The sequence below is a fragment of the Candidatus Reidiella endopervernicosa genome (genome assembly GCF_013343005.1).
GTDB lineage: Bacteria > Pseudomonadota > Gammaproteobacteria.
On sequence record NZ_CP054491.1, the window covers coordinates 627,134 to 641,144 of the forward strand.

A 14,011-nucleotide genomic window follows, 5' to 3' on the forward strand; every position below is an offset into this window, starting at 1 on the left:
TAGCATTTCAAGATAACAAATTAAGATATATAGAACCCAAATAGGGCTGGGAGAGATGAGGATGAGAAGAGCAAGTGGTTTTACCCTGATCGAGCTGATCATGGTTATCGTAATATTGGGAATTCTGGCAGCAACAGCACTGCCAAAGTTCGTCGATCTGAGCGATCAGGCGGAGCAGGCATCGATAGATGGAGTTGCTGGAGCGCTTAGCTCGGGAACGGCCATTAACTATGCTGCATGTAAAGCGGATCATGCCGATTGCACAACCGTTGCTGATTGTGATGATGCAGCGGGTACCATGCAGGATATTCCTACCGGCCTGACTTACGCTGGTACAGCACCCGATTGCACAGTAACAAGTGCCTCGGGTTATTCGTCGAGCTATCGCAGTATTGCAATCACTGATCCTTCACCTTGATCTAGTGAATCTTCGAATTTAAAAGGGGCCGAAAGGCCCTTTTGATTCTGAAACGATATTGTTACGAATATAGTGCATGGCACATTGTTAGGTCTTTGAGAAAACACTCTATTGATGCAGTTTAAAGACAGATTAATTAATGTGAGGCCTAACGAGTGGATCGCTTCGATATTTTTTGTGGTATCACTCTACTTTGGTCTGAAATTTACCGGTGGGGTGCGTTTCGACTTTATGTCGATAGCCGTGCTTCTCTTAATCGCTTCGGCACTCATTTCATCAAAGGGCTATTTTCCCGCCTCAATTCTTGCAAATCTAAAATATCCACTTGTCGCTTTCATGGCTTTGACTGTGTGGATTGCCATCTCGGTGTTGTGGAGTGTTGCGCCATCCACAACATACCTTTTGATGGCGCTGCCAATGGCGATGCTATTTTCCATGATATTCGGTGCATCTATGTCTGTCGGCCTGAGGTCATTGCTGGCGTATCTGTTGATGGTTTGTGGCGTTCTGCTTGCGGTTTTAAGTGTTTTTCAAACGGTTATTTTAGATGCAGGCCGCCCGACAGGGTTGTTTATTAATACAAACAGTAACGCGGCGCTGATGAGTCTGATGGTGTTGCCGGTTATATCGTCCTTCTTTTCTGAAGGATCCCTCAGAAAGGATGTTGTCAAAGGCATAGTGATTACCCTTTTGACGTTAACCATCTTTCTTTGCCAAAGCCGGGGAGCGCTTCTAGGGTTAACGATTGCTCTACTCTTTGTTTTTTATGTTTTAAGAGAGGTGAGCTTTAGAAAAAAAATAGCACTGATCATATGTCTGGCTGTCGGGTTTGTTGCTGCGGAATTGATTCAAAAACGCTCGTTGACCGATCGTATTGAACAGACCGTCGTTGCCGTGAACACAACTGCAACGACAGCGCTTTCAGATCGAACCGATATCTGGAATGCTGCGTGGGAGATGTACAAGGCGCGCCCATATGTTGGCTCAGGATGGGGAACGTTCTGGGCCTCCTATCCGTCGCACAAGAAAAATGAGGAGAGATCGGCAGGTCAGCACGTCCATAATGACTATTTGGAGATGCTGGTCGAGCTCGGTCCTGTTGCTGTCATTCTGCTAGCTATTGCTGCGACTCTGCTGTTCAAACAGGCAGCGAGAGTTCTAAGAATAGACAAACAGACCCGTTATGAAGCTGCTGGTATCTATGCGGCAGTCTTGGCCGTATCAATACATAGCCTGTTTACATTTAATTTCTATCTGATTTCAATTCTGATAATTGTATGCCTCTATATCGGCTGGTTGACCGGATATGAACGTGGCGCGCCACTGATCGGTATTGCTTCTGAAGGTAAAAGCATCGTGAGTGATAGTGGTCAGCTAATAAGTTACGTAATTATTTTTCTAGCGGTGACATGGCTGACTCTGTTAACCATTAGCGAATACCGGCTGAATAATATTAATGATAGCGACAACGCGGGTGAGGCGATCCTCAAAATCAGTGAGGCTGGTAAGCTGTTTCCGTTTACAGATCGGCCAGAGATTTTAATAGCCAGACAGATCGATAGGGCACTGAGAGAGCAGAGTGTCACTATTGACAATAGAGATCGTGTGATTGAGTTTGCACTTGTGCAGCTAGAGCGGGCAGAAGAGAAGTTTCCGATTAGATGGGAGAACTATTTTTATCGGGCTCAGTTAATGAGAAATTCAACAAAAGCGTATTCAGTTGCGGTTATTGAGCATAACTTTCAACGGTCACTGGAAAATAACCCGGCCTATCTCCCGGCGCGGTTAAACTATGCCGACTATCTGGAGTCGCTGGGTCGCGGTGCAGATGCATTCAAGCTGCTTGAAGATGGGTGGGGCCGTTACTACTATGAGAGTACAGTCAATATTGAGAGTTATCTGGAAAAAATAGTTAGTGGTAGAGTCGAGGCAGGCCATGTTGCGGAGGCGCACAAGGCTGAGCAGCTGTTAGAGAAAATCAGAATGAGGATTGGGAAGAGAAGAGGAGAGTTTGTTAACTTCGTGGCGAAGCTTCCGTAATACGATATGAAAATGTGTGTAATACAAAACAGAGGGTTCTCTCTCATAGAGTTGATCATGGTTATAATTCTCCTTGGAATTGTAGCTGTTGTGGCAGTTCCAAGACTGCCATCAATCACAGATTTTGATGAAATGGGTTTCTTTGATGAACTGGTAGGTGCGGCGCGTTATGGACAGAAGCTGGCAATCGCGACCAACTGCAAGGTAGAGCTGGAGGTGACGGCTTCGAGCTATGCGCTCTCGATGCCTAGCAGCGTTGGTAACTGCTTTGCCTTATCACCAACCTTCTCAACCGATGTGCCTCACCACTCGGCATCCGGGCAGTACAGCAATGCCGCCCCGAGCGGTGTTTCGATCTCCAATCCTGCCACGATCGTTTTTGATGCATCGGGTGGTACCAGTACCAGTCACACCTTCTCTATTGATGGTCGCTCCTTTACCGTGCATGCCACCAGCGGTTATGTGGAGAGACTGTAGTGAGGCGTTCTCTGCATCAAGGTGGCTTCACGCTGGTTGAGACGATCATGGCGATCGTGATTATCTCGATTTCGGTGGTGGGTGTGTTGAAGGTGATGGACTACACCACTATGCATAGCGCCGACCCAATGGTGCAGACACAGGCGGTGGCAATTGCCGAGGCCTATCTCGAGGAGATCCTCTCGAAGTCGTATGACGATCCGGACGGAAGTGATGGTGAGTCGGCACGCACTAGCTTCGATGATGTCGACGACTACAACGGCGTATCCGATTCAACCCCGGTCAACAGTCTCGGAAGCCCCATAACATCGCTTTCGGGATACAGCGTGGCGGTAAGTGTCGCGACCGAAACGGTGAGTGGTGCAACGATGAAATGCGTCGATGTGACAGTCTCACATGCAACCGGACTATCTATTGATGTGAGTGGTTATCGTGGCAGCTTCTAGTCTGACAATGAGGCGCTGTGCAGGCTTTACCCTGATCGAGATGATCATGGTGATCATTATCACTGGAATTATTGCCACTGTGCTGGCGGGGGTGATCAAGCGTCCGATCGATGGTTATCTCGATCTGACACGCCGTGCCGAGCTGGTCGATGCCGCCGATTCAGCGCTCAGACTCATCGCGCGCGATATTCGTCGAGCACTGCCCAACAGTGTGCGAGTCGATTCAACAGGGCCATCGCTGGAGATGATCAACACCGTCGATGCGGTGCGATATCGCCTCGGCCCACCCGGAAATCAGAGCAAACGTCTCCGCTTCAATCCCGATGATGACGAGTTCAACACCATCGGTGAGTTCACCAATCTCACTCCGCCTGTAACCAGTTCAACCGACTATCGGCTGGTGATCTACAACCTGGGAATCTCAGGGGCGAGTGCCTATGAGAATGCCAATGTCATTACCCCGGCGGCCACCCAGGTCACCATTACCGACGATGGAACAAGTGACCACATTGCGCTGAGCAGTGCCTTTCAGTTTGCCTTCGAGTCACCACGCCAGCGTCTCTATGTGGTCGATGCATCACCGGTCAGCTATATCTGTGACACCGCCAATGAAACGCTACGCCGTTATGCCAGCTACTCCATCGGTTCAACGCAGCCCTCGGGCAGCAGCGTGGTGGTGACCAAACATCTGACAGCGTGCTCCATCAGTTACGATGCAGGCTCTACCGGTCAGGCCGCGCTGGTGACCCTCTCGCTAACACTGAGTGATGGAGGTGAGAGCGTCACCATGCTCCATCAGGTGCGGGTGGATAACGTGCCATGATGAAGTCTAATCAACAGCAAGGCTTCTCACTGATCGGTGCCATCTTTCTGATGGTAGTGCTTGCGGCAGTGGGTGGTTACATGGTCAGCATCAGCAGTGGTTTCCATATCTCGGGTGCTAATGCCGTTGAAGGTTCGCGTGCCTACTACGCTGCAAAGGGTGGTCTGGAGTGGGCGATCAGCGAACTTGAGCTCGATAATGTGGCCGTCGATTCGGCTTCTGCCTGCAGCGGTACGGTCAATGGCCAGGTAACCAACTACTCATCCGGTGCGCTCGACGGTTTTAGCGTGTCGCTCAGTTGTAGCCCCAGTGGTTACACGGAGATGCCACACGACCCTGATTCGATTTTTATCGTCGAGGCACGCTCCTATAAAACGGCTCTGGGTGTTGGAGCGATCGGTTCACTCGGATATGTTTCGCGTTCAATGAAGGCGAAGGTGACTGATGCGCCGTAAAGTGTGATCAAATAGACACTTGATTGAGCCGTGTGGTGGATGAAAGCTATACGTGCGTTACATTGAGTCAGGTGAGATGTGCGCTGTACGGAGATGTCGGAGACTATTATTCAGGTTATGAGAACGTCTGTTACAAATTACATTATCCGAATCCTGCTACCGGTTCTATTAATTGTTGCGGGAAGTGCAGCTATCGGTAGTTCTGCATACGCAGCAGACTGCTCATCTTATGCGGGTTTGGCGACGTTAAACGAATTTTTTCGAGACAATACAAATGCCAATTACAGTGCTGCCGGTTTTGTTGAGGTGAAAATTCTCGATACTTCCATTGAATACGACACATACAAGAACTGGACGGTGAGATTATGTGAGCGCAATGGCCCAGGGCCAAATGACACGGATGGCTGCAGCAGTCCAATTGGTAGTGAAATAACTATTGCTGATTTTACTGAAAATAGCGTGCTGCCTTGGTTGGTGCTTAAGAATGGCACGATCGGTAAATATATGCATTTCAAGAATGGATTTGATGCGATTCTTCGAGATGGTGGTGGCAAGGTAATTGACTACGTTAGTGTTGGTTACAGTCCTCAGGAGGATGGAAGTTGTGACCGCGATGACCTCCCTACGATTCGGTGTTTTCTGCGCCTGGAAACAGCGCCAAGTTTATTTTCCGTATACCCGACGGTACCGGTGACTGGGACCATGAAACATCAGCAGCGGAAGACCCGACGGAGGACGCATCGAACGAGGGTGATACCGTACCGGCGTTAAGTTTTGAGGATCAATCGGTCGCACCGGGCGATACGGTGACGATCACCTTTACCCTTGATGCACCAGCGACGGCCCAGATCGACCTAGAGTTCTACACGATCGATGGAACGGCCACCTCGGCGGGTGGGGACTATACCGAGGTCGGCACGCAGATTGCGCCTTTTGAAGTCTCGATCGGCGTTGGGGAGAGTGAGGTAACGGTAGAGATACCGACTGGCGCCGGTGCGACGATTGGTGACTACTTCGACTTCTTCGTCAATGTCTCTGACACTTCGGCAGGCGGTGCAACGATTACCGACCACGTTGGTACCGTTACCTTCACCGAGGCTTCGGGACCGGATCACTACGCTATTTCACACGCGGGCGTCGGGGTTACCTGTGACGGTGACGGCACACGATGCGTCCCATGCGGCAGTGGCACCGGCGGCCGGAACCGAAATCACCCTGACCACCTCGCCACTGGTCGATAGCGGTAGCGGATCGACCTACACCTTCACCGGCACCGAGACGTCGACCACCTTCTATCTGACCGAGACCACCGCAACCACCTCACCTCACATCAATATCAATGTGACCGACGGCACGGCGAGCGAGGATGCCAGCGAGGATCCGGCACTGCAGTTTGTCAATACAGCGCTGCTCTTCAGTAGCACTACAAGCCAGACCTCCTGCGAGAACTCTGCGACCATGACGCTACGTGCAATCCGTACCGATGATTCGACCGGTGCCTGCGTGGCGCGTGTGACGGGCGATCTGGCAGTCGACATGGCCTACGCCTGTGTCGATCCGACCACATGCCATGGTGACAAGAACGACGCGGTGACGATCCGTGCCCTCGATACCGACGGCACTACGCTACTCAACAGTGGTTCGATCGCCGATAATCCCGATGACTCGGTGAGTGACTACATCAGCCGCACCCTGCGTTTCGATGGCTCGGGTGTCGCCAACTTCACCGCCAGTTATAGCGATGCCGGTGAGATTGCTCTCCATGCACAGTTAAGCTTGGCGGCGAGTAGCCCAGACCCGGCGATCACGCTCAGCGATAGCTCAGAGAGCTTCGTGGTGGCACCGGAGAGTTTCAAGGTCGAGTCGTTCAAGAGCGATGGCACCACCGCACTGAATAACAGTGGTAGCTCGGGTGCACCGAGCCAGGTGGCGGGCGACGCCTTTCAGCTCAAGGTGGTGGCGCAGTGCAGTGACGGTACGGTGACCAAGAACTACGCCTGGGATACCGACATCAGCGCCGTGGCACCCTCATCACCCGACACCGGTTCGGGCGGTACGCTCGGCAACGTCTACTTCAGTAGTGACGACACCAAGGTCTATGGCGATGCCGGTACCACCACGAGTGCATCGGCCTCAGACTTTAGTGACGGTGTGGCACTGCTGACCAACGCACGCTACAACGAGGTCGGCAGTGTGACCTTTCAGGCCAATGCCAACAACTACCGGGATGATGCATCGGCCGATATCACCGGTACCACCTCGGGTGAGGCGGGGCGTTTTATCCCCGATCGCTTTATCCTCTCGGCACCGACGCTGACCAACCGCTCGGATCTGGCACCGACGATTCCCGCAGACTTCACCTATATGGATGAGGCATTGGAGCTCGGTTTCACGCTTACTGCTGTCAATGCACAGGGAGAGACAACACAGAACTACGAAGGGAGTTACGCGAAGCTGGATCCGACCGCGAGTGGTGACCTCGGTATCGGAGCACGTGATCCGGTGGGAGGAGCCGACATGACCTCAAGAGTTGATGTAGGAACCTCATCAGGAACATGGAGTGGTGGCACAGTGACGGTTTCTGCTGAGGTGGCTCTTAACAAACTTGGTTCGCCTGATGGCCCCTATGAGGGGCTGCTGTTTGGCGTAATACCATCAGATGGTGATGGCGTAACACTCGATCCATCGACGCTTGATCTCGATGTGAATGGCAACTCCACCAACGACCACGCCGAGATTGGTTCAACCGATATACTCCTCGGTCGGCTCAACGTGGTCGATACCACCGGCCATGAGTCACTGCCACTGCCGGTCACATTGCAGGCAGAATACTTCGATGGTAGTGGTTTTGTTACCAACGACCGGGATGATGCCTCGCTCTACAACTCGACCTATGGCGAACTCGATAACTACACCGATAATCTACCCACCACTAGTGGTGAGCCGACCCTGAGTGGTAGCGGTACGCTGAGCGACGGAACGGGTAGCGGCATGAGTCTATCGGCACCGGGTTCGGGCAATACCGGCAGCGTCGATCTCGAGTACTGTCTCGAGACCTGCACCAACGGGACGGGTGGGGCGGGACTCGGCTATCTGCAGTATGACTGGGATGGTGACGGCAGCCATGATGATAACCCGACCGGCACCGCACGCTTCGGTATCTACACAGGTAGTGATCGTCAGATCTATATCGAAGAGATCTACTAGCCTGTTACTCGAGTGGAAACAAAAAGGGTGGACAACTCTGTTGTCCACCCTTTTTTATCGATCTGGCAGTTACTGAGGTACCGGAGTCGGTATCGACTCCGGTACCTGTTGGACAAACCGGCTAGGCGCTCTCTTCGTTACCGTCCATCCCCAGCTCCTTGAGCTTGCGCGTGAGGGTATTGCGCCCCCAGCCGAGGCGCTTGGCCGCATCCTGACGACGCCCACCCGTCTCGCGCAGTGCCGCATCGATCAGGGTGCGCTCAAAGGCGGGCACCGCCATATCAAGAAGATCCGATTCACCGGCCGCCAGATGCAGGTCGGCCCAACGCTGTAGCGCACCGATCCAGTCATTACTGTTCTCGTCACCGCTGGTATCGTGGCGTAGCTCGGGTGGCAGGTCATCCATATGGATCTCGCGACCTGAGCCCATCACGGTCAGCCAGCGGCAGGTATTCTCCAGCTGGCGTACGTTGCCGGGCCAGTCGATCTGCGACAGGTAGCGATCCACCTCAGGGCGCAGCAGCTTCGCCTCAACATCGAGCTCCTTGGCGGCGCGTGCCAGAAAGTGTTGGGCGAGACGTGGAATATCCTCACGCCGGTCACGCAGTGAGGGGATGTGAATACGAATGACGTTGAGACGGTGGAACAGATCCTCACGGAAGTGGCCCTCGCGCACTCGTTGCTCCAGATCCTGGTGGGTGGCGGCGATGATGCGGACATCGACCTTGATCGATGTGTGGCCACCGACGCGGAAGAACTCGCCCTCGGCGATGACGCGCAGCAGGCGTGTCTGCAGCTCGGCCGGCATATCACCGATCTCGTCGAGGAAGAGGGTGCCACCATCGGCCTGTTCAAAACGTCCCTGGCGTGAACCCTGAGCGCCGGTGAAGGCACCGCGTTCGTGACCAAACAGCTCTGATTCAAACAGATCGCGAGGAATTGCTGCCATATTCAGTGCAATAAACGGTTTGTCGGCGCGTGGGCTGTGACGGTGCAGTGCTGCTGCGACCAGCTCCTTTCCGGTCCCCGACTCACCGTTGATCAATACCGTGATGTTGGAGCGGGTCAGGCGACCGATGGCCCGAAACACCTCCTGCATTGCTGGGGCTTCACCGATAATCTCGGTGCTCTCCTGGGGGGCAAGGGCCGATTCTGAAGCGGTGCTCTGGCGAGCATGCTCCACAGCGCGTTCTACCAGAGCGACTGCCTCATCGACATCGAAGGGTTTTGGCAGGTACTCAAAGGCTCCGCCCTCGTAGGCGGACACGGCGCTATCGAGATCGGAATGTGCGGTCATAACAATCACCGGTAGATTGGGATGGCGCTCACGGATACGCTGCAACAGTTCAAGGCCATCGATACCGGGCATGCGGATGTCGGTGATGATCGCATCGGGGGTATTTGCTTCCAGCTCCGTCTCGATGGTGGTGCCATTCTCAAAGCTGGTGACCTGCATGCCCTCCTGGCTGAGTGCGCGCTGGAGTACCCAGCGGATGCCGTAGTCGTCATCGATTACACAAATGTTTTTCTGATCACTCATTGTCCGGCTCCAGTGGCAGCAGCAGTGTAAAGATGGTGTTGCCGGGCTCGCTGGTGCACTCGATGAGCCCGTGGTGTTGGTTAATAAGAGTCTGGGCGATAGAGAGTCCCAGCCCGGTACCCTCGGCGCGTCCTGTCACCATCGGGTAGAAAATGCTCTCCAGCAGCTCGGGAGCGATGCCCGGGCCGTCGTCGACAATATCGAGACGAATCACTAGTTTGTGGCGCTTCTGACCAATGGTGAACTGGCGCTGGATGCGGCTGCGCAGGGTGATGGTGCCACGTTCACCCAGTGCCTGTACGGCGTTGCGCACGATGTTGAGTAGTGCCTGCAGCAGCTGGTCGTTATCACCGATCATATCGGGCAGGCTGGGGTCGTAGTCGCGTTCGATCTTGATCGATGCGGGGGCCTCCGCTGCAACCAGGGTGCGAACCCGCTCGAGGATCTGGTGGATATTGACATCCTGCAGACGCGGCAGCTGGTTGGGTCCCAGCATCCGGTCGACCAGGTTTTTCAGTCGGTCGGCCTCCTCAATGATGATGGTGGTGTACTCCTTCAGCTCAGCGCTGTTGAGTTCACGCTCGAGAAGCTGCGCGGCACCGCGCAGTCCACCGAGCGGGTTTTTGATCTCATGGGCCATGCCACGCACCAGTGCACTGGTGGCGTTGTGCTGCACGATCAGGTTCTCTTCGCGGCTGATACGCAGGTGGCGATCGAGCAGTAACCACTCGACCAGTAGCATCGGTTGCTGATTCGGTTCCTGCATCGGGGTAACGATGCAGTCGACGGTGACCTGGCGTTTACCCGCGATCACTAGCGGTAGTTCACGTTCGCTAAAGGATTGGTCGTTGGTCAGTGCCTGGCGCAGGCTCTCATGGATATGGGTGTAGCCGGGCAGTAGTGACTCGAGCGCCATGCCGATCGCTTTACGTGCGCTGACACCGAAGAGGTTCTCGCCGGCGGGATTGATATAGGTGAGGCGCATGTCGCTATCGAGCGCCATCATCGCCACCGTCAGATTCTCGGTAGCGCGAAATGCGATCTCACGTGATTGTTCGTCCATCTCTCCCATGCACTCCTATTTAGCAAGAAACAAACCAGTCGGTGCGATCCATGGCCCTAAAAGCTATATTGTTTAAATATCCAAGATAAACAATGAGTAACAGCTGTTGTCCGGTTGAATTAGTGCCTAATAGGCAAGATCGCATGACTTGCTATGCACAATAGTAGTGCATTCCGCTCTCAGGTCTATGGTGATCTGTTCAGTAATGGTGCATGGGCTGTCGTTAAACGAGAGCGAGGAGTGAATGGGGTGTAGCGGGCGCTGGTGCTGAAAAGCGTCTCTCTTCTGCCCGATTAGAGGGCGTTGAGTGCCTGGTTGAGTCGCTCTTCGATGCGTTTTTTGTGGTTGAGATAGTGAATTGTCTGCAGTGAGTCGACACCGCTATCGCTGATCATCGCCTTTGAGATGTCGATATCGGTGATGTAGATCGGGTAGCCCTCACCGCTGCTGCGCCGATCAAAGATGTCGCGTGCCACCTCCTGAAAGAGGGCGTCACCGTGTTCCAGGCTGGAGAACTCACGATCGTCACAGTAGATGGTAAAGACGGGGCGATCATCCATCAGGTCGCCGATTACCTGTACGTTGAAGTAGCGATGAACGCCGGCAGAGTGCGGTACCTTGCGTGGTTCAAGCCGGAATTCGCCGGTATTGGTGTTCTTGACGATCTGGTAGAGCGAGACATCACCCTGGAAACCGGCCTCGCCGGTCTGCTCACTAATCATGAAGCTGAGACGTGGCAGTACCGTATCGAAGAACCACTGGTATTGAGTGAGCAGTGTGGCGCTGTCGTGGAAGGGAAGCTCCTGGTGGAACAGTGAACCGCGCTCATCGAGCACATAGATCTCAGCGGTTCCATCGTGGACCTGATAGAAGAACTGCACTGCGTTGCGTTTGTTGGCCTTGAACAGCAGCGGTAGTGGCGACTCCTTCAAGGTGTAGCGGTCGACGATGATCGGGCTGAACTCGGATTGTGTGGCTGAGAGTGCGCGCAGCAGGTCGTCCACCAGTCCGGCTGACTCGAAGGTGAGGCGGTCGTTCTTGGCGCTGAGGATGTAGAAACGATCCTTAATGCGCAGGATGTAGCGTGAGTTGGTGACGCTTCCTGGTGAGAAATAGCACTCCGAGACGTCGTGGTAGAGGTGTTCGATACGACGTGCGATCGAGTTACCGCGTGCAGATGAGAGCGAGTAGACCGAGATCGATGCCGGTGGTTCGTTGGCGGAGATCGGAGAGTTCTCAAAATATTTACACAGGCTTCGCAGCACTGCAGTGTTGCCGCTGGCCCGATAGGTATGCACCTCCTGCCAGCTATTAACGGTGATCTGGTCGAAGTGTAGCGCCAGGTTCTCCCAGGTGGCACCAAAGCTGAGCGCATCGGTACGGCCAGTGGTCAGGTGGGAGCCCATCAGGTGGGTGGTTGCGAGCGGATCGAAGCCGATGTTCACAAACAGTGCAGCGGCACGCACCTGTGCCGGTTTGGCCAGGTCGTCGAGGTCTGATTTGGGTAGCTTGCCCTTGGGGAAGTTGCGCGAAAACGCCTCAATGGTGGCACGTAGCTCCTTCTCGGTCAGGTGGCTTGATTCGGTCTGTACAGTGAACATCGTGCGCCGGGTAACGATATGGTTGAAGTGACACCAGGCGAGCAGTTCGAGCAGACTGCTGGCGCGTTTAACGGGTGTGTCAGCTAGCCGTGCCGTGCCAGGCAGGGTGAGATAGAGTGACCAGGTGTGGAGACCCTTATCGTCGCAGTTCTGCTGGAAGGTGAGGTGAGGTTCGCTCAGATCTTCTGAGATACCAGGATTGACCAGTTCAACCTTGCCCGCCTTACGCTCCAGGGCGGCATAGATCTTTCGCCCCAGGATATTGAGATCTGAAGGATTGATGTGGGCATCGTCGGCATGCTCACGGATCAGTGCCGAGAGCATGCGATAGCTGAGAGTCAGTTCGTCGACCAGCATCTTGCGCTCCTTGAGCACCTGGTCGATCTTCCACCGCTGACCGCCATGGATAGCGAAGCGAAGGCGGTTAGTCCGCGATAGTCGACGCCGTCTGCCTATTCGTAGTTGAGAGCGCGAGCGAACGACGAAGAAGATGCAGCAGCGGCTTTATGTCGGCGTAGAGTCACTGAGGGAGTTGTGTAGAGCCGCGAAGAGGTGATTACGCAACGAACGCAGGACGGTCGGGGCGCCGTAGGCATAAACGGTCGCGTTAAGTATTTGCCGCTTGCTTGGGCTTGATGCCCAAAACATGCTTCCGCAAAATAGCGACTCCCCGATCCGGGCGTGAGTCGAGCAGAACAACATGCCCTTCGCCCCATCCCCAGTCCTGGGTGATCTCGCGTAGCAGTTCATGGCGCCACGTCTTGGCGTGGCGGTGGTGAGTGAGCGGTAGGTCGACCTTAAAGTAGAAGCAGCGGCGTGCCAGCTCGCGACGATCCCCCTCCATCTCCAGATACTCAGCCACCTTCTCATACATCATCACATAGGGGTCAAGATCATCAAGGCTGGTGACGTTTTCAAATACGGCGCGTTTGTAACGCAGGCTGAGTAGATCGATGTTGGGGTGTTCGTTGGCGTAGGCCTCCATCACCAGGATCTTCAGTACCGACTTATAGGGAGAGTCGATGCCCTTGAAGAGCTGCCAGAGTGCGGCACCGATGAACTCCTCCGCAGGGATTCTGCTCAGACCACCAAAATCGATCACATCGTGCTCTTTTACAAATCGCTGGCGTAGCAGCATCTGTGTGTAGTTGTCGTAGTCGTGCTCATGTTCGGGTGGGACCAGCCACCAGATCGGAATCCGACCGGCGATGTGCAGGCCGGTGCGGTAGAACTCATCAAGCAGCAGGTTGTGCTGAGCACTACCGCTGCTCTCCTTAGAGAGTTCAGACTTCTCACCACTACGGAACTTCTCGGCATCCATGAGGAAGAAGTGGACCTCAAGCCCCAGTGTCTCTGCCCACTTCTCAATCGCCTCCGCCTTCTGTTGCAGTTCGGCAATCTGTGTTTCGCTTAGATCGGGGGTGTAACAGAGCCAGAAGTCGAAGTCGCTTTTGTCGGAGTAGGCGATGGTACCGCTACTGCCCATGACGAAGATCGACTGAATGTAGGGGCGCAGCAGGGCGCGTCGTTTGTGTTCAAAGCCTTTGAATAACTTCTTGGTGGAGCCGACGATCGCTTTGGTGGGCTGGAAATCGTAGACGCCCGCGGGAGTCTCTTTAGAAATATAGCCGGGGAGTAGAGGGTGGTTGATATGAAACAGCAGCGGCAGAATATCGATAAAGGGCTGCTGGCGTGACCTCAGCGCATCTCGGAGTCGCTGTAGTCGCGAGATATTAAGCAGCTGAAAGCGTTGACGGACGGCCTTGTAGTCGATCGTATCGCCATCGCGCAGCTTCTTTTTCTTCAGGGTGCTCATCGATTTGGCTGTGAGGTCTCTCTGCGCAGGCCACTATGCGTAATCCGTGCATGTAGGTGCTACTTAATTAGGCGTTCAGAATACCGGGCTTTAGATAGGGGCGCCACAAAATCCATGTTATTAGA

Annotated in this window: 13 protein-coding genes; 8 read left to right on the forward strand and 5 right to left on the reverse strand. The window is 54.1% G+C overall.

Annotated elements, in window-relative coordinates; translation table 11 throughout:
• Nucleotides 1-61: 61 nt before the first annotated feature.
• The 8 genes from HUE57_RS03490 (at nucleotide 62) to HUE57_RS03525 (ending at nucleotide 7,866) form a co-directional block, all read left to right on the forward strand.
• On the forward strand, nucleotides 62-418 hold the full coding sequence (locus HUE57_RS03490) for a type II secretion system protein (protein WP_078484606.1): 357 nt from the start codon (nucleotides 62-64) through the stop codon (nucleotides 416-418).
• 114 nt (nucleotides 419-532) lie between these two features.
• Nucleotides 533-2,458, forward strand: a complete 1,926-nt coding sequence (locus HUE57_RS03495) for an O-antigen ligase family protein (protein ID WP_236860747.1) — start codon at nucleotides 533-535, stop codon at nucleotides 2,456-2,458.
• A 12-nt stretch (nucleotides 2,459-2,470) separates the two neighbouring features.
• On the forward strand, nucleotides 2,471-2,935 hold the full coding sequence (locus HUE57_RS19530; RefSeq protein ID WP_174672718.1) for a prepilin-type N-terminal cleavage/methylation domain-containing protein: 465 nt from the start codon (nucleotides 2,471-2,473) through the stop codon (nucleotides 2,933-2,935).
• Nucleotides 2,935-3,381, forward strand: a complete 447-nt coding sequence (locus HUE57_RS03505) for a prepilin-type N-terminal cleavage/methylation domain-containing protein (RefSeq protein WP_236725749.1) — start codon at nucleotides 2,935-2,937, stop codon at nucleotides 3,379-3,381. The genes HUE57_RS19530 and HUE57_RS03505 overlap by 1 nt, the downstream gene beginning before the upstream one ends.
• Before the next feature lie 7 nt (nucleotides 3,382-3,388).
• Entirely contained in the window at nucleotides 3,389-4,204 is an 816-nt protein-coding gene (locus tag HUE57_RS03510; protein WP_078484603.1) for a PulJ/GspJ family protein, read from the forward strand.
• On the forward strand, nucleotides 4,201-4,659 hold the full coding sequence (locus HUE57_RS03515) for a hypothetical protein (RefSeq protein ID WP_174672719.1): 459 nt from the start codon (nucleotides 4,201-4,203) through the stop codon (nucleotides 4,657-4,659). Before HUE57_RS03510 ends, HUE57_RS03515 begins: the two co-directional genes overlap by 4 nt.
• 632 nt (nucleotides 4,660-5,291) lie before the next feature.
• The gene (locus HUE57_RS03520; RefSeq protein WP_174672720.1) at nucleotides 5,292-5,900 is read left to right on the forward strand and encodes a hypothetical protein; all 609 of its coding nucleotides are present in this window, start codon (nucleotides 5,292-5,294) and stop codon (nucleotides 5,898-5,900) included.
• The gene (locus tag HUE57_RS03525) at nucleotides 5,845-7,866 is read left to right on the forward strand and encodes a DUF6701 domain-containing protein (RefSeq protein ID WP_174672721.1); all 2,022 of its coding nucleotides are present in this window, start codon (nucleotides 5,845-5,847) and stop codon (nucleotides 7,864-7,866) included. Before HUE57_RS03520 ends, HUE57_RS03525 begins: the two co-directional genes overlap by 56 nt.
• A gap of 121 nt (nucleotides 7,867-7,987) precedes the next feature.
• Here HUE57_RS03525 and ntrC read toward each other — a convergent pair whose 3' ends face one another.
• The 5 genes from ntrC to HUE57_RS03550 form a co-directional block, all read right to left on the reverse strand.
• Nucleotides 7,988-9,406 (reverse strand): nitrogen regulation protein NR(I), encoded by a 1,419-nt coding sequence (ntrC, locus tag HUE57_RS03530; protein WP_078484600.1) that lies wholly within the window; start codon nucleotides 9,404-9,406, stop codon nucleotides 7,988-7,990.
• Nucleotides 9,399-10,469, reverse strand: a complete 1,071-nt coding sequence (glnL, locus tag HUE57_RS03535; protein ID WP_236725748.1) for a nitrogen regulation protein NR(II) — start codon at nucleotides 10,467-10,469, stop codon at nucleotides 9,399-9,401. Before glnL ends, ntrC begins: the two co-directional genes overlap by 8 nt.
• A gap of 293 nt (nucleotides 10,470-10,762) precedes the next feature.
• Nucleotides 10,763-12,445: a class I adenylate cyclase gene (locus HUE57_RS03540; RefSeq protein WP_420885706.1), complete on the reverse strand. Its 1,683-nt coding sequence runs from the start codon at nucleotides 12,443-12,445 to the stop codon at nucleotides 10,763-10,765.
• A gap of 77 nt (nucleotides 12,446-12,522) precedes the next feature.
• Nucleotides 12,523-12,786 carry a hypothetical protein gene (locus tag HUE57_RS03545; protein ID WP_174672477.1) on the reverse strand — a complete coding sequence of 88 codons (264 nt, stop codon included), beginning with the start codon at nucleotides 12,784-12,786 and terminating at the stop codon, nucleotides 12,523-12,525.
• Nucleotides 12,678-13,886, reverse strand: coding sequence for a class I adenylate cyclase (locus HUE57_RS03550; RefSeq protein ID WP_174672723.1), 1,209 nt, complete (start codon nucleotides 13,884-13,886; stop codon nucleotides 12,678-12,680). The genes HUE57_RS03545 and HUE57_RS03550 overlap by 109 nt, the downstream gene beginning before the upstream one ends.
• Between the last annotated feature and the right edge of the window lie 125 nt (nucleotides 13,887-14,011).

What these genes read in the sequence shown, in the direction of transcription:
- HUE57_RS03490 (WP_078484606.1), top strand. Translation starts at nt 62, where the DNA reads ATGAGAAGAGCAAGTGGTTTTACCCTGATCGAGCTGATCATGGTTATC.
- HUE57_RS03495 (WP_236860747.1), top strand. Translation starts at nt 533, where the DNA reads ATGCAGTTTAAAGACAGATTAATTAATGTGAGGCCTAACGAGTGGATC.
- HUE57_RS19530 (WP_174672718.1), top strand. Translation starts at nt 2,471, where the DNA reads ATGTGTGTAATACAAAACAGAGGGTTCTCTCTCATAGAGTTGATCATG.
- HUE57_RS03510 (WP_078484603.1), top strand. Translation starts at nt 3,389, where the DNA reads ATGAGGCGCTGTGCAGGCTTTACCCTGATCGAGATGATCATGGTGATC.
- HUE57_RS03515 (WP_174672719.1), top strand. Translation starts at nt 4,201, where the DNA reads ATGATGAAGTCTAATCAACAGCAAGGCTTCTCACTGATCGGTGCCATC.
- ntrC (WP_078484600.1), bottom strand. Translation starts at nt 9,406, where the DNA reads ATGAGTGATCAGAAAAACATTTGTGTAATCGATGACGACTACGGCATC.
- glnL (WP_236725748.1), bottom strand. Translation starts at nt 10,469, where the DNA reads ATGGACGAACAATCACGTGAGATCGCATTTCGCGCTACCGAGAATCTG.
- HUE57_RS03545 (WP_174672477.1), bottom strand. Translation starts at nt 12,786, where the DNA reads ATGGGGCGAAGGGCATGTTGTTCTGCTCGACTCACGCCCGGATCGGGG.
- HUE57_RS03550 (WP_174672723.1), bottom strand. Translation starts at nt 13,886, where the DNA reads ATGAGCACCCTGAAGAAAAAGAAGCTGCGCGATGGCGATACGATCGAC.